Annotated in this window: 15 protein-coding genes; 14 read left to right on the forward strand and 1 reads right to left on the reverse strand. The window is 53.2% G+C overall.

Translation table 11 applies throughout. The features are described 5' to 3' along the window. Positions 1-316 precede the first annotated feature (316 nt). The 14 genes from mioC (at position 317) to glmS (ending at position 15,453) form a co-directional block, all read left to right on the forward strand. Positions 317-757, forward strand: coding sequence for an FMN-binding protein MioC (gene mioC / locus ACSZO1_RS17100; protein ID WP_437614720.1), 441 nt, complete (start codon positions 317-319; stop codon positions 755-757). Positions 758-1,220: 463 nt separating this feature from the next. Further along, complete coding sequence (gene mnmG / locus ACSZO1_RS17105; RefSeq protein WP_437614722.1) at positions 1,221-3,110, forward strand: tRNA uridine-5-carboxymethylaminomethyl(34) synthesis enzyme MnmG; 1,890 nt, start codon at positions 1,221-1,223, stop codon at positions 3,108-3,110. Positions 3,111-3,343: 233 nt separating this feature from the next. After that, on the forward strand, positions 3,344-3,961 hold the full coding sequence (gene rsmG / locus ACSZO1_RS17110; protein ID WP_437614753.1) for a 16S rRNA (guanine(527)-N(7))-methyltransferase RsmG: 618 nt from the start codon (positions 3,344-3,346) through the stop codon (positions 3,959-3,961). Positions 3,962-4,633: 672 nt separating this feature from the next. Beyond that, positions 4,634-5,014 (forward strand): F0F1 ATP synthase subunit I, encoded by a 381-nt coding sequence (atpI, locus tag ACSZO1_RS17115; protein WP_437614725.1) that lies wholly within the window; start codon positions 4,634-4,636, stop codon positions 5,012-5,014. An 8-nt stretch (positions 5,015-5,022) separates the two neighbouring features. Next, the gene (gene atpB, locus ACSZO1_RS17120) at positions 5,023-5,841 is read left to right on the forward strand and encodes a F0F1 ATP synthase subunit A (protein ID WP_437614727.1); all 819 of its coding nucleotides are present in this window, start codon (positions 5,023-5,025) and stop codon (positions 5,839-5,841) included. 50 nt (positions 5,842-5,891) lie between these two features. Next, positions 5,892-6,131, forward strand: coding sequence for a F0F1 ATP synthase subunit C (gene atpE / locus ACSZO1_RS17125; protein WP_003849523.1), 240 nt, complete (start codon positions 5,892-5,894; stop codon positions 6,129-6,131). 111 nt (positions 6,132-6,242) lie between these two features. Further along, complete coding sequence (gene atpF / locus ACSZO1_RS17130) at positions 6,243-6,713, forward strand: F0F1 ATP synthase subunit B (protein ID WP_437614734.1); 471 nt, start codon at positions 6,243-6,245, stop codon at positions 6,711-6,713. Between the two features lie 14 nt (positions 6,714-6,727). Next, a complete protein-coding gene (atpH, locus tag ACSZO1_RS17135) occupies positions 6,728-7,261 on the forward strand; it encodes a F0F1 ATP synthase subunit delta (protein ID WP_437614736.1) in 534 nt (177 codons plus the stop codon). A 14-nt stretch (positions 7,262-7,275) separates the two neighbouring features. Further along, positions 7,276-8,817 carry a F0F1 ATP synthase subunit alpha gene (gene atpA, locus ACSZO1_RS17140; RefSeq protein WP_437614738.1) on the forward strand — a complete coding sequence of 514 codons (1,542 nt, stop codon included), beginning with the start codon at positions 7,276-7,278 and terminating at the stop codon, positions 8,815-8,817. 53 nt (positions 8,818-8,870) lie between these two features. Beyond that, complete coding sequence (gene atpG / locus ACSZO1_RS17145) at positions 8,871-9,737, forward strand: F0F1 ATP synthase subunit gamma (protein WP_437614740.1); 867 nt, start codon at positions 8,871-8,873, stop codon at positions 9,735-9,737. Between the two features lie 30 nt (positions 9,738-9,767). Further along, positions 9,768-11,150 (forward strand): F0F1 ATP synthase subunit beta, encoded by a 1,383-nt coding sequence (gene atpD, locus ACSZO1_RS17150; RefSeq protein ID WP_437614743.1) that lies wholly within the window; start codon positions 9,768-9,770, stop codon positions 11,148-11,150. Positions 11,151-11,174: 24 nt separating this feature from the next. Further along, complete coding sequence (locus ACSZO1_RS17155; protein WP_437614745.1) at positions 11,175-11,594, forward strand: F0F1 ATP synthase subunit epsilon; 420 nt, start codon at positions 11,175-11,177, stop codon at positions 11,592-11,594. A 391-nt stretch (positions 11,595-11,985) separates the two neighbouring features. After that, positions 11,986-13,356, forward strand: coding sequence for a bifunctional UDP-N-acetylglucosamine diphosphorylase/glucosamine-1-phosphate N-acetyltransferase GlmU (glmU, locus tag ACSZO1_RS17160; RefSeq protein WP_437614747.1), 1,371 nt, complete (start codon positions 11,986-11,988; stop codon positions 13,354-13,356). A gap of 267 nt (positions 13,357-13,623) precedes the next feature. Continuing rightward, entirely contained in the window at positions 13,624-15,453 is a 1,830-nt protein-coding gene (gene glmS, locus ACSZO1_RS17165) for a glutamine--fructose-6-phosphate transaminase (isomerizing) (protein ID WP_437614749.1), read from the forward strand. Between the two features lie 46 nt (positions 15,454-15,499). Here the strand turns inward: glmS and ACSZO1_RS17170 are convergent. Further along, a partial coding sequence (locus ACSZO1_RS17170; protein ID WP_437614751.1) for a carbohydrate-binding protein occupies positions 15,500-15,833 on the reverse strand: 334 nt, incomplete at its 5' end.

The raw sequence follows: 15,833 nt of genomic DNA on the forward strand, positions 1-15,833 counted from the left end.
GCGGTTCTTTGTTCATTTACCATACGATGACAGGACGAAAAAATGGTTCCCATCGAATTAATCGCACCTTCCTTAAATAAAAAAACAGCCTGATAAACTTACGCAAGAAAGATGAAAGAGTTTTCTAATATCCTGTAAGAATCAATACCAGGCTAAATAAGAGCAGCTAAAAAATGAAGGGTGTGCCTGTTGAATATCGATCAGACAAAGCCATTACATCGCGTATCCATACCCGCTATACCCCTGTTTTCCACAGGTAGATCCCAGCCTGATCACAGAGTACAATGCCCCCCTTTATGACTCAGGGATCCCCATCATGGCCGACATTACCCTCATTACTGGCAGCACCTTAGGCAGCGCAGAGTACGTTGCTGAGCATCTGGCGGAGAAGCTGGAAGACGCAGGCTTTACCACAGAGGTCCTGCATGGCCCTGAATTGCAGGAACTGCCACGTGAAGGCATCTGGCTGGTGGTGACCTCCACTCATGGCGCGGGTGAGCTGCCGGATAATCTGCTTCCTTTATATGAAGAGATCAGCGAACAGCAGCCTGACCTCTCCGCCGTGACCTATGGCGCAGTGGGGATTGGTAATAAGGAATACGATCTGTTCTGCGGTGCGCTGGATAAAGTCGAAGCGCTGCTCAACGCAGCAGGTGCTAAGCGTATCGGCGATCATCTGAAGATTGATGTGCTGGAACATGAGATCCCGGAAGATCCGGCAGGTGAATGGGTCGAAAGCTGGAAAACGCTGATCTGAGTCCCTCAAAGCGGGTCTCCGGAGCCTCTTTTTGCGGATCGCGACACTTTTTTTCTCTCGATCCGCAATATTTTCCACTTATTTTGCGCTAACCAGGTCGCTTTGTTTGTGGATAACTCATGTATTCACCCCCTAATAACCGGTTGTTATCCAGAGAACAAGGCTGGTTACTTCCTGACCCTGTGAATAAAGCCGCTTTTAGATCCCAGCTTATACGGATCCGGATCACCGATCATTCACAGCTATCGATCCAGGCTAATCGCTTGATCATCTTAAGCAAAACACGCTTATCCACAGCGATCGACGATCCTAATAAGAGATCTAACAGAGAGATCCTTAAAAGAAAAAAGATCTCTCTTTTTATACCCTGACGATCCCGGTGCTTTCGCCGTCGTCTAAAGTTGAGTAGAATTCACGCCCCAGGGAAATCTCCCTGACCGTTCATATCGCGAGGTGCAGTACCATGTTCTATCCGGATCCTTTTGACGTCATCGTTATCGGTGGTGGTCATGCGGGAACAGAAGCCGCAATGGCTGCTGCCCGAATGGGTCAGCAAACCCTGTTGTTAACCCACAACATCGATACGCTGGGGCAAATGTCCTGTAACCCGGCGATTGGCGGGATCGGCAAGGGGCATCTGGTGAAAGAAGTGGATGCACTGGGCGGCTTAATGGCCAGCGCGATCGATCGCGCCGGTATTCAGTTTAGAATACTAAACGCCAGTAAAGGCCCGGCAGTGCGCGCAACCCGTGCACAGGCTGACCGTGTGCTGTATCGGCAGGCGGTACGCACCGCACTGGAGAATCAGCCGAACCTGATGATCTTCCAGCAGGCGGTCGAAGATCTGATTGTCGAAAACGATCGTGTGGTCGGTGCTGTCACGCAGATGGGCCTGAAATTCCGCGCCAAAGCCGTGGTGCTGACCGCGGGCACTTTCCTCGATGGCAAAATTCATATCGGACTGGATAACTACAGCGGTGGCCGTGCCGGCGATCCGCCATCCATTCCGCTGTCACGCCGTCTGCGTGAACTGCCGTTACGCGTCAGTCGCCTGAAAACCGGTACACCGCCGCGTATTGACGCGCGCACCATCGATTTCAGTGTGCTGGCGCCACAACATGGCGACAACCCGATGCCGGTGTTCTCGTTTATGGGCGATGTCTCGCAGCATCCACAGCAGGTGCCGTGCTACATCACCTATACCAACGAGCAGACCCATGACGTGATCCGTAATAACCTCGATCGCAGCCCGATGTATGCCGGGGTGATTGAAGGTATTGGCCCGCGTTACTGTCCGTCGATTGAAGACAAAGTGATGCGCTTTGCCGATCGTAACGCGCACCAGATTTTCCTTGAGCCGGAAGGCTTAACCAGCAATGAGATCTACCCGAACGGCATCTCCACCAGCCTGCCCTTCGATGTGCAGATGAAAATTGTCCATTCGATGAAAGGGATGGAGAACGCGCGCATTGTTCGTCCAGGTTATGCGATCGAGTATGATTTCTTCGATCCACGCGATCTGAAACCGACGCTGGAAAGTAAATATATCAACGGCCTGTTCTTTGCGGGTCAGATCAACGGCACCACCGGTTACGAAGAAGCGGCAGCACAGGGTCTGCTGGCCGGTCTGAACGCCGGTCGCCTGTCAGCCGACAAAGAGGGCTGGGCACCACGCCGCGATCAGGCTTACCTTGGCGTGCTGGTGGACGATCTTTGCACCCTCGGCACCAAAGAACCGTACCGTATGTTCACCTCACGTGCGGAATATCGCCTGATGCTGCGCGAAGACAATGCCGATCTGCGTCTGACCGCGACAGGCCGCGAACTCGGTCTGGTGGACGATGCACGCTGGGCGCGCTACAACCAGAAACTGGAAAGCATCGAACAGGAGCGTCAGCGTCTGCGTGATATCTGGGTGCATCCGAAAACAGCCGGTGTTGACGAGATCAACGCCCAGCTGAGCGCACCACTGACCAAAGAAGCCAGTGCCGAAGATCTGCTGCGTCGTCCGGAAATGACCTATGACATCCTGACAGGCCTTTCGGCATTCAGCCCGGCACTGGATGATCCGCAGGCGGCTGAGCAGGTTGAGATCCAGGTCAAATACGAAGGCTACATCGCGCGCCAGCAGGAAGAGATTGACCGCCAGCAGCGTAATGAAAACACGGTATTGCCTGCCACGCTGGATTATCGCCAGGTCAATGGTCTGTCCAACGAAGTGATTGCCAAACTGAACGACCATAAGCCATCGTCAATTGGCCAGGCGTCACGTATTTCCGGGATCACGCCAGCGGCGATCTCTATTCTGCTGATTTACCTGAAAAAACAGGGTCTGCTGCGCAAAAGTGCCTGATACCTGCGGAACACGATCTCACTGACGCGTTTCTCACAGGCGATAAAAGCGGCTGATTTTAGGGGAAATCATCCCGATGGCTCCGGAGCGGTTTTCCCGCGCAGGAGCACGGGATGGCCACCCCGGGTATCTCTGGTATTCAGGCGATACCCTTCAGCCACAGTGCATTCGGCATGCACAGGAAAATATTCTTGCAGAACAACACCATTCACTCACCGTCACCGGAATTTACTGTGATCAATAAACTCACCTCCCTGCTTAACGCCGCCAACATTTCTCTGTCCGATCAGCAAAAGCAACAGCTGGTGGCCTATGTCGATATGCTGCATAAGTGGAATAAAGCCTACAACCTGACTTCGGTGCGTGAACCAGAGCAGATGCTGGTGCGCCATATTCTTGACAGCATTGTGGTGGAGCCGCATCTGCAGGGCAGCCGTTTTATTGATGTTGGCACCGGTCCAGGATTGCCGGGCATTCCGCTGGCGATTGTGCGCCCGGATGCCCATTTCACCCTGCTCGACAGCCTCGGAAAACGCGTGCGTTTTCTGCGCCAGGTGCAGCATGAGCTGAAGCTGACCAATATCACGCCGGTGCAGAGCCGGGTGGAAGAGTTTGTGCCGGAACCACCCTTTGATGGCGTGATCAGCCGTGCTTTTGCCTCTCTGAACGACATGCTGAGCTGGTGTCGCCACCTGCCTGCGGCTGAAGGTGCATTTTATGCCCTGAAAGGGGTACTGCCGGAAGATGAAATGACAGCATTACCGGAAGGCTTCCGTGTGACGCGTACGGTGCAGCTGGTGGTTCCTCAGCTGGAAGGTGAACGCCATCTGGTGGTGATCAACACCATTTGAGTTAGGGTATGAGCTGGGCGGAAATTAGCCTTTTGTGCACTTTTTACCACGATTTTTTGCCCGCTCATTCTGTTTCAATCCGGTTAAATCGCCCTGCTGAAATTAACGGTCACGGCCAGTTACATTTAACGTTAATTTCACATCATATTATCAGAATTATCACGTCGTTCTGATTGTATAAGTGAGTGCTGGGGCGTTAATGAAAATATATCTCAATTACGCATGGGCGAAAGTTGGCGGTTTATTGAAATAGAAAGTTTGCTGACGATGTCAATATAAGGTTTTTATCGACGTTATTTGCTGTTTTTAAATTAAACAAACACAAGTGATTGATTTTTATCTTTTTAAATATTTCACTTCTCATAATAAGCTGAAAGCAAGCGTACGATATTTCGCCATTATATTAAAGAATTGTGATCTGAAGCACGCTTTGTGAGCGATGTTTTGCGTGCATTACAGCAAATTACGTTCACTTTACTGTTCCCGACGCTTTTGAAAAATAGCCCGTCAGAAAGAAATTTAAATAATTGTTCACCTTTTCGCTACTTATCCATTGAAATCGCAGGTGCGCCCCGTATAATTTGCTCGTTTTTTGCTGCTTGACTCAAATGAGTAAAGGCAGTTTTATACGACACGCGACATACCCCGCAGGGGGCAGGAGAGTTAAAGCTTATGTCAGTGTCTCTCTACAGTATGAAGTTTGCCCGAACCGTGCTGCTCATTCAGCTGGTGACATTTGTCGTAATCGGATTGCTGTTCATGCTGAAAGATGTCAGCTGGGGTGTATCTGCACTGGCTGGCGGACTGGCGGCATGGCTGCCAAATGTGTTCTTTATGTTTTTAGCCTGGCGCCTGCAGGCGCAAACACCCGCGAAAGGCCGTGTTGCCTGGAGCTTCGCCCTTGGTGAAGTGCTGAAGGTGTTTGCCACGGTTCTGCTGCTGATGGTGGCGCTGGGTGTGTTCGGTGCGGTGTTCCTGCCGCTCGGGCTGACGTGGTTATCGGTGCTGGTGGTGCAAATACTGGCGCCGGCTGTAATTAACAACAAAGGGTAAGAGGCATCATGGCTGCAGGAGAAATCTCTACTCCGCAAGATTACATAGGTCACCATCTGAGTCACCTTCAGTTGGACCTGCGTACTTTCGAGTTAGTGCACCCGCACGACGCCCCGGCGTCTTTCTGGGTATTAAATATCGATTCCATGTTTTTCTCCGTGGTGCTGGGCCTGTTGTTCCTGGTGCTGTTCCGTAAAGTCGCGAAAACCGCGACCAGCGGCGTGCCGGGGAAATTCCAGACTGCTATTGAACTGGTGGTAGGTTTTGTCGACGGCAACGTGCGCGACATGTACCACGGTAAAAGCAAACTTATCGCTCCGCTGGCTCTGACGATTTTCGTCTGGGTGTTCCTGATGAACTTCATGGATCTGCTGCCTATCGACCTGCTGCCGTACATCGGTGAGCATGTATTCGGTCTGCCAGCTCTGCGTGTTGTGCCTTCAGCTGACGTTAACGTCACGCTGTCCATGGCGCTGGGCGTGTTTATTTTGATTCTGTTCTACAGCATCAAAATGAAAGGCGTTGGCGGCTTCACTAAGGAGCTGACACTGCAACCTTTCAATCACCCGGTATTTATCCCCATCAACCTGATCCTTGAAGGTGTGAGCCTGCTGTCCAAACCGGTTTCTCTCGGTCTGCGACTGTTCGGCAACATGTATGCGGGTGAATTGATTTTTATCCTGATTGCTGGCCTGCTGCCGTGGTGGTCACAGTGGGTTCTGAATGTGCCATGGGCCATTTTCCACATCCTGATCATTTCGTTGCAGGCTTTCATTTTCATGGTCTTAACGATTGTCTATCTGTCGATGGCATCTGAAGAGCATTGATTTTTTCTCAACACTACTGCGTTTTAACTTGAAACAAACTGGAGACTGTCATGGAAAACCTGAATATGGATCTGCTGTACATGGCTGCCGCTGTGATGATGGGCCTGGCGGCAATCGGTGCTGCGATCGGTATCGGCATCCTCGGAGGTAAATTCCTGGAAGGCGCTGCGCGTCAGCCGGATCTGATTCCTCTGCTGCGTACGCAGTTCTTTGTTGTAATGGGTCTGGTGGATGCTATCCCGATGATCGCTGTTGGTCTGGGTCTGTACGTGATGTTCGCCGTCGCGTAGTAACCGATTGTTCATCTGCGATACGTCTCCACGTGGCGCAGTGAACGGATTCTGCCGCTTATCCAGAGTGATAACGGCAGACAAAGTTAACTTAACAAGAGGCATTGTGCTGTGAACCTTAACGCAACAATCCTCGGCCAGGCCATCGCGTTCGTCCTGTTTGTCCTGTTCTGCATGAAGTACGTATGGCCGCCGATTATGGCTGCCATCGAAAAGCGCCAGAAAGAAATTGCTGACGGCCTTGCTTCTGCGGAACGGGCCAAAAAAGATTTGGATCTTGCGCAGGCTAATGCGACCGACCAGCTGAAAAAAGCGAAAGAAGAAGCCCAGGTAATCATCGAGCAGGCGAACAAACGCCGCGCGCAGATCCTGGACGAAGCGAAATCTGAAGCTGAGCAGGAACGTAACAAGATCGTCACTCAGGCTCAGGCGGAAATTGACGCTGAGCGTAAACGTGCACGTGAAGAGTTGCGTAAGCAAGTCGCGATGCTGGCTGTGGCCGGCGCCGAGAAGATCATTGAACGTTCCGTAGATGAAGCTGCTAACAGCGACATCGTAGATAAACTGGTCGCTGAACTGTAAGGAGGGAGGGGCTGATGTCTGAATTTGTAACTGTAGCTCGCCCCTACGCCAAAGCAGCTTTTGACTTTGCTGTTGAGCATCAGAGTGTCGATCGCTGGCAGCAGATGCTGGCGTTTGCCGCGGAAGTGGCAAGTAATGAGCAGGTGGCAGACATTCTCTCTGGTGCAATGGCGCCAGAGGCAACTGCCGCTGCTTTCAACGCAATCTGTGGTGATCAACTCGACGAAGCAGGCCAGAACCTCGTGAAGGTGATGGCAGAAAACGGACGTTTACAGGCACTGCCGGATGTACTGGCTCAGTTCACTCAGCTGCGCGCCGCTTATGATGCGACGGCTGATGTTGAAGTTATCTCTGCCAATACTCTGAGTGACGAACAGCTGACCAAAATCAGCGCCGCGATGGAAAAACGTCTGTCACGCAAAGTTAAGCTGAATTGCAAAATTGATAAGTCTGTAATGGCGGGCGTTATCATCCGTTCGGGTGATATGGTGATTGATGGCAGCGTACGCGGCCGTCTTGAGCGCCTGGCAGACGTCTTGCAGTCTTAAGGGGACTGGAGCATATGCAACTGAATTCCACCGAAATCAGCGAACTGATCAAGCAGCGCATTGCTCAGTTCAATGTCGTGAGCGAAGCTCACAATGAAGGTACTATTGTTTCTGTAAGTGACGGTGTTATCCGCATCCACGGCTTGGCCGATGTGATGCAGGGTGAGATGATTGCCCTGCCGGGTAACCGTTACGCTATCGCACTGAACCTGGAGCGCGACTCCGTAGGTGCAGTTGTGATGGGTCCATACGCTGACCTCGCCGAAGGCATGAAGGTCAAGTGTACTGGCCGTATCCTGGAAGTACCGGTTGGCCGTGGCCTGCTGGGCCGTGTGGTGAACACCCTGGGTGCACCTATCGACGGTAAAGGCGTGGTAGATAACGATGGTTTCGCACCTGTTGAAGTTATCGCACCGGGCGTTATCGATCGTCAGTCTGTTGATCAGCCTGTTCAGACCGGTTACAAATCTGTCGATGCCATGATTCCAATCGGCCGTGGCCAGCGTGAGCTGATCATCGGTGACCGTCAGACCGGTAAAACCGCGATGGCAATCGATGCGATCATCAACCAGCGCGACTCCGGTATCAAATGTGTGTACGTGGCTATCGGCCAGAAAGCGTCCACCATTGCTAACGTGGTGCGTAAGCTGGAAGAGCACAACGCACTGGCTAACACCATCGTTGTTGTCGCGACCGCTTCTGAATCCGCTGCACTGCAATACCTGGCGCCATACGCCGGTTGCACCATGGGCGAATACTTCCGTGACCGCGGTGAAGATGCACTGATCGTATACGATGACCTGTCTAAGCAGGCTGTTGCTTACCGTCAGATTTCCCTGCTGCTGCGTCGTCCACCAGGACGTGAAGCATTCCCGGGCGACGTATTCTACCTCCACTCCCGTCTGCTGGAGCGTGCTTCTCGCGTTAACGCTGAGTACGTTGAAGCATTCACCAAGGGTGAAGTTAAAGGTCAAACCGGTTCTCTGACTGCGCTGCCAATCATTGAAACCCAGGCAGGCGACGTTTCCGCGTTCGTTCCAACCAACGTAATCTCGATTACCGATGGTCAGATCTTCCTGGAAACCAACCTGTTTAACTCCGGTATTCGTCCGGCGGTTAACCCGGGTATCTCCGTATCCCGTGTGGGTGGTGCTGCTCAGACCAAGATCATCAAGAAACTGTCCGGTGGTATCCGTACCGCGCTGGCACAGTATCGTGAACTGGCGGCGTTCTCTCAGTTCGCTTCCGATCTGGACGAAGCAACCCGCAAACAGCTGAGCCACGGTCAGAAAGTGACCGAGCTGCTGAAGCAGAAACAGTACGCACCTATGTCTGTTGCACAGCAGGGTCTGGTACTGTTCGCTGCTGAGCGCGGCTACCTGAATGACGTCGAACTGGCGAAAATCGGTAGCTTCGAAGCTGCGCTGCTGGCCTATGCTGATCGTGACCACGCCGAGCTGATCGCGGAAATCAACCAGTCTGGTAACTACAACAACGAAATCGAAGAGAAGCTGAAAGGCCTCCTCGAAACGTTCAAAGCAACCCAGTCCTGGTAACGTCTGGCGGCTTGTCCTGAAAGGGCAGGCCGCAAGGCTTTGAGGAGAAGCTTATGGCCGGCGCAAAAGAGATACGTAGTAAGATCGGAAGCGTCCAGAATACGCAGAAGATCACCAAAGCGATGGAAATGGTCGCCGCCTCCAAAATGCGTAAATCGCAGGAACGCATGGCGGCCAGCCGTCCTTATGCAGAAACCATGCGCAAAGTGATTGGTCACATTGCACTTGGTAATCTGGAATACAAGCACCCTTACCTTGAGGAGCGCGACGTTAAGCGCGTCGGCTACCTGGTCGTATCGACCGACCGTGGGCTTTGTGGTGGTTTGAACACTAACCTGTTCAAAAAATTGCTGGCGGATATGAAAGCCTGGGCTGATAAAGGCGTCGAGAGCGATCTGGCGATTATCGGTTCCAAAGGTATGTCATTCTTCAGTTCAGTCGGCGGCAACGTGGTAGCTCAGGTAAACGGCATGGGGGATAAACCTTCCCTGTCTGATCTGATCGGCCCGGTGAAAGTAATGCTGCAGGCGTACGATGAAGGCCGTTTGGACAAGCTGTTTATTGTCAGCAACAAATTTATCAACACCATGTCTCAGTCTCCGCAGATCTCTCAGCTGCTGCCATTACCTCCGGCAGAAGATGAAGGCGACCTGAAGAAGAAGACCTGGGATTACCTGTATGAGCCTGATCCGAAAGGGTTGCTGGATACTTTACTGCGTCGTTATGTAGAGTCTCAGGTTTACCAGGGTGTTGTTGAGAACCTGGCCAGCGAACAGGCCGCACGTATGGTGGCGATGAAAGCTGCAACCGATAACGGCGGCAACCTGATCAAAGAGCTGCAGTTGGTGTACAACAAAGCTCGTCAGGCCAGCATCACCCAGGAACTTACCGAGATTGTCTCGGGGGCCTCCGCGGTTTAACCAGGTTAATGAATTAGGTAGAGGATTAAGATGGCTACTGGAAAGATTGTCCAGGTAATCGGCGCCGTAGTGGACGTCGAATTCCCTCAGGACGCAGTACCACAAGTGTACAGCGCCCTTGAGACTAAAAATGGTGATGCTCGCCTGGTGCTGGAAGTTCAGCAGCAGCTGGGTGGCGGCGTGGTTCGTACCATCGCCATGGGTTCCTCTGACGGCCTGAAACGTGGCCTGGAAGTAGCGGACCTGCAGCATCCAATCGAAGTACCAGTTGGTACTGCGACACTTGGCCGTATCATGAACGTGCTGGGTGAGCCAATCGATATGAAAGGCGACATCGGTGAGCAGGAGCGTTGGGCGATTCACCGTCCGGCTCCTTCCTACGAAGAGCTGTCAAGCTCTCAGGAACTGCTGGAAACCGGTATCAAAGTTATCGACCTGATGTGTCCATTCGCGAAGGGCGGTAAAGTTGGTCTGTTCGGCGGCGCCGGTGTAGGTAAAACCGTTAACATGATGGAGCTGATCCGTAACATCGCGATCGAGCACTCAGGTTACTCAGTATTTGCCGGTGTGGGCGAGCGTACCCGTGAAGGTAACGACTTCTACCACGAAATGACCGACTCCAACGTTCTGGATAAAGTATCACTGGTCTACGGCCAGATGAACGAGCCACCTGGAAACCGTCTGCGCGTTGCGCTGACCGGTCTGACCATGGCGGAAAAATTCCGTGACGAAGGTCGTGACGTTCTGCTGTTCGTCGATAACATCTACCGTTATACCCTGGCCGGTACTGAAGTATCTGCACTGCTGGGTCGTATGCCATCTGCGGTAGGTTATCAGCCAACACTGGCGGAAGAGATGGGCGTGCTTCAGGAGCGTATTACCTCCACGAAGACCGGTTCCATCACCTCCGTACAGGCGGTTTACGTTCCTGCGGATGACCTGACTGACCCATCTCCAGCCACCACCTTTGCGCACCTTGACGCAACCGTGGTACTGAGCCGTCAGATCGCGTCTCTGGGTATCTACCCAGCCGTTGACCCGCTGGACTCCACCAGCCGTCAGCTGGATCCACTGGTTGTTGGCCAGGAGCACTACGACACCGCGCGTGGCGTACAGTCCCTGCTGCAGCGTTACCAGGAACTGAAAGACATCATCGCTATCCTGGGTATGGATGAGCTGTCAGAAGACGACAAACTGGTTGTTGCTCGTGCTCGTAAGATGCAGCGCTTCCTGTCTCAGCCGTTCTTCGTGGCAGAAGTCTTCACCGGTTCTCCAGGTAAGTATGTGTCGCTGAAAGATACCATCCGTGGCTTTAAAGGCATCATGGAAGGTGAATTCGACCATCTGCCAGAGCAGGCTTTCTACATGGTTGGTTCCATCGACGAAGCTGTAGAAAAAGCGAAGAAACTGTAATAACAGTTTCCCGGGAGGTTAGTTATGGCTATGACTTATCATCTGGACGTGGTCAGCGCAGAGCAACAAATGTTCTCTGGTCTGGTAGAGCACATCCAGGTGTCAGGTAGTGAAGGCGAGCTGGGTATTTACCCGGGCCACGCCTCGCTGCTGACCGCCATTAAGCCTGGTATGATTCGCATCGTTAAACAGCATGGCGCGGAAGAGTTTATTTATCTCTCCGGCGGCGTGCTGGAAGTGCAGCCTGGCTCGACGACCGTGCTGGCTGACACTGCGATTCGCGGTGCAGATCTCGACGAAGCGTGTGCGCTGGAAGCGAAACGCAAAGCGGAAGAGCATATAACCAGTTCTCACGGCGATGTCGACTATGCTCAGGCATCTGCTGAACTGGCCAAAGCGATCGCCAAACTGCGCGTGATCGAGTTGACCAAGAAAGCGATGTAACTCAGGCTTTAGGTATGAAATGCCAGTCAGGAAACTGACTGGCATTTTTTTTGCTTTTGCAGCTACCTTGCTTGCCATTTTGGGCTTGGGCAGTGCTCACAAGTTGCGAAGCAATTTGAACGCACTTTAGTGCGGCACAGAGTGCGAGCGCAGCGAGTCAAATCCTCACGTACTGAATGTACGCTCCGGTTGTGATTCGCTGCGCTCACCCTGCGGGCCGCCTTTACAGGCGTGACAAAATGCGTTGCATTTTGTCACGCGCTGGCCGCACCCAAACTGGCTGCGCCGGTAACGCCGCAAAGAATGAGCTAATTTCGTTCCGAGAAAAATGTAGTAATCTTTCCCCTAAACCGCTTTACTTTCATCTGTTAAAAGAATGGTCAGGATGTCTATGTCAAACAGCGCGATGAGCGTGGTGATTCTTGCCGCTGGCAAGGGAACCCGCATGTATTCAGATCTCCCTAAAGTCCTGCATACCCTGGCAGGAAAACCCATGGTGCAACACGTTATTGATGCGGCGAAACACCTCGGCGCACGCAACGTTAATCTGGTGTATGGTCACGGCGGCGATATGCTGAAATCGACACTGAATGATGATGCACTGACCTGGGTATTACAGGCGGAGCAACTGGGTACCGGCCATGCTATGCAGCAGGCCGCGCCACATTTTGCCGACGACGAAGATATTCTGATGCTGTACGGCGATGTGCCGCTGATTTCGGTAGAAACGCTGCAGCGTCTGCGTCAGGCGAAACCGCAGGGCGGCATCAGCCTGCTGACGGTGAAGCTGGATAATCCAACCGGCTACGGTCGTATTCTGCGCCAGCAGGGTGCGGTCGTGGGGATTGTTGAACAGAAAGATGCTTCGCCGGAACAGCTGGCGATCAATGAAATCAACACCGGCATTCTGATTGCCAGCGGCGGCGATATGAAACGCTGGTTAAGCCAGCTGACCAACAATAATGCGCAGGGTGAATACTATATCACTGATATTATCGCCCTCGCCCACCATGAAGGCCGCAGCATCGAAGCGGTGCATCCGGCGCGTATCAGCGAAACCGAAGGCGTAAACAATCGCCTGCAACTCTCCACCCTTGAACGTGTGTATCAGGCCGAGCAGGCGGAAAAACTGCTGCTGGCTGGCGTGATGCTGCTCGATCCGGCGCGTTTCGATCTGCGTGGCACACTGCAGCATGGCCGCGATGTGGTGATCGATACCAATGTCATCCTTGAAGGTCACGTTACGCTGGGCAACCGGGTAAAAATTGGTGCGGGCTGCGTGATCAAAAACAGCGTGATTGCCGATGACTGCGAAATCAGTCCGTACAGCGTGGTGGAAGATGCTGAACTGGCTGCTGCCTGTACCATTGGCCCCTTTGCCCGCCTGCGTCCTGGCAGTGAACTGGCGGAAGGTGCGCATGTTGGCAACTTTGTCGAACTGAAAAAAGCGCGACTGGGTAAAGGCAGCAAGGCGGGCCACCTGAGTTATCTGGGGGATGCCGAGATTGGTGCGGGCGTGAATATTGGCGCGGGCACCATCACCTGTAACTATGATGGTGCGAATAAGTTTAAGACCATTATTGGCGACGATGTGTTTGTGGGTTCTGATACCCAGATGGTGGCGCCTGTAACGGTCGCCAGCGGGGCGACAATCGCCGCGGGCACCACGGTAATGAAAGACATTACGGCGGCCGATCTGGTGTACAACCGCAAAGAGCAGAACCATAAATCCGGCTGGCAGCGTCCGGTGAAGAAGAAATAGTTTGAGTTCCTCTCTCATAACATGGGAGGGGGCTGAGGGGGGAACGACGAAGGCAGATCCTTGCTGTTTGTTCCCCCACCCCAACCTCCCCCATGTTATGGGGTAGGACGTAAGAAAAAGCAGCACCCAAAAAATAACATTCCCCAACTCTCTACAAGGCTCGGGGAAACCGTGGATTCGATGCGCAAAGCACGTAAATCTGACGGAAAATCAGGTCGAAAAACAACGAAAATGGCGCAGAAACGCCATTTAGTCAGGAATATTATTATGTGTGGAATTGTTGGTGCAGTAGCGCAACGCGATATCGCAGAAATCCTTCTCGAAGGTCTGCGTCGTCTGGAATACCGCGGCTATGACTCTGCTGGTCTGGCCGTTGTCGATCAGCAGCATAATGTCACCCGTTTGCGTCGTCTGGGTAAGGTGCAGAATCTGGCGGAAGCGGCAGAAGAAACACCAGTTCTGGGCGGCACAGGTATTGCGCATACCCGCTGGGCGACGCACGGTGAACCTTCTGAGGCGAACGCGCACCCGCATATCTCTGAACATATCATCATTGTTCACAACGGCATTATCGAAAACCATGAGCCCCTGCGCGCGCAGATGATTGAGCGCGGTTATCACTTCGCTTCAGAAACTGATACCGAAGTGGTGGCGCACCTGGTGCACTGGGAGCAGAAACAGGGCGGCACACTGCGTGAAATCGTGCAGCGTGTGATCCCACAGCTGCGTGGTGCCTACGGCATGGTGATCATGGACAGTCGTGATCCGTCCGTGCTGGTGGCTGCGCGTTCCGGCAGTCCGCTGGTGATTGGCCGTGGCATGGGTGAAAACTTTATTGCTTCCGACCAGCTGGCGCTGCTGCCGGTCACCCGTCGCTTTATCTACCTTGAAGAAGGCGATATTGCGGAAGTGACTCGCCGTGACGTGGTGATCGTGGATCGCAACGGCAAAACGGTTGAGCGCGCGGAAGTGGAATCCAAAGTGCAGTACGATGCCGGTGATAAAGGCATCTACCGTCACTATATGCAGAAAGAGATTTACGAACAGCCAATGGCGATCAAGAACACCCTCGCGGGTCGTTTCAGCCATGGTGAAGTTGATCTCTCCGAGCTGGGCGATAAAGCCAGCCAGCTGCTGAGCCAGGTCGAACATATCCAGATTGTTGCCTGCGGCACCTCCTACAACTCCGGTATGGTGTCCCGTTACTGGTTTGAAGCGCTGGCGAATGTGCCGTGTGACGTGGAGATCGCCTCTGAGTTCCGCTATCGCAAATCCGCGGTGCGCAAAAACAGCCTGCTGATCACCCTGTCGCAGTCCGGTGAAACTGCAGATACGCTGGCGGCGCTGCGTCTGTCAAAAGAGCTGGGCTACCTTGGCTCGCTGGCTATCTGTAACGTTGCCGGTTCTTCACTGGTACGTGAATCCGATCTGGCGCTGATGACCAAAGCGGGTACGGAAATTGGTGTGGCCTCGACCAAAGCCTTTACCACCCAGCTGACGGTTCTGCTGATGCTGGTGGCGAAGATTGGCCGTCTGAAAGGCGTGGATGCGCAGATTGAACACGATATCGTGCATGCCCTGCAGGCGCTGCCAAGCCGTATCGAGCAGATGCTGTCCCAGGACAAGCTGATCGAGTCGCTGGCGGAAGGTTTCTCTGACAAACACCATGCCCTGTTCCTCGGCCGTGGCGATCAGTACCCGATTGCGATGGAAGGGGCGCTGAAGCTGAAAGAGATCTCCTATATTCATGCCGAAGCCTACGCGGCGGGTGAGCTGAAACATGGCCCGCTGGCGCTGATTGATGCGGATATGCCGGTGATTGTGGTAGCACCGAACAACGAGCTGCTGGAAAAACTGAAATCGAATATCGAAGAAGTGCGCGCGCGCGGCGGTCTGCTGTACGTGTTCGCCGATCAGGATGCCGGTTTCAGCGACAGCGAAGGGATGCGTATTATCTCCCTGCCGCACGTGGAAGAAGTGATTGCACCGATCTTCTACACCGTGCCATTGCAGCTGCTGTCGTACCATGTGGCGCTGATTAAAGGCACCGATGTCGATCAGCCGCGTAACCTGGCAAAATCGGTTACCGTCGAGTAACAACAGAACGCCGGTCACTGACCGGCGTTTTCTTTTCTGCTGCAGACTAATTCAGTTTCCAGATGTCTGGCGATGTGTCCGGCGGATTCCCTGCCGTCCACTGCTTCGCAGTATATTTATTTCCCTGCCAGGTGACGCTATTTCCTGCCACATACGTCATGGCCGCTTTCCATTCCACAACCTGACTGTTATCCGCCAGTTTCCAGGCGTCATGCTCACCGGGTCTGGCCTGCGTCCAGTAGCTGGCGATATATCTGACACCGTCAAAAGTGACTTTATCACCCGCGACGTAAGTCTTGCCTGACCGCGAATTCAGATAATAAGTGCAACGCTTGGTCATGTGGATGGAGGGACGGTTAGCTACCGATAAGCTATCCTGC

Origin of the sequence: Erwinia sp. V71 (assembly GCF_965644245.1) — a bacterium.
Taxonomy (GTDB): domain Bacteria; phylum Pseudomonadota; class Gammaproteobacteria; order Enterobacterales; family Enterobacteriaceae; genus Erwinia.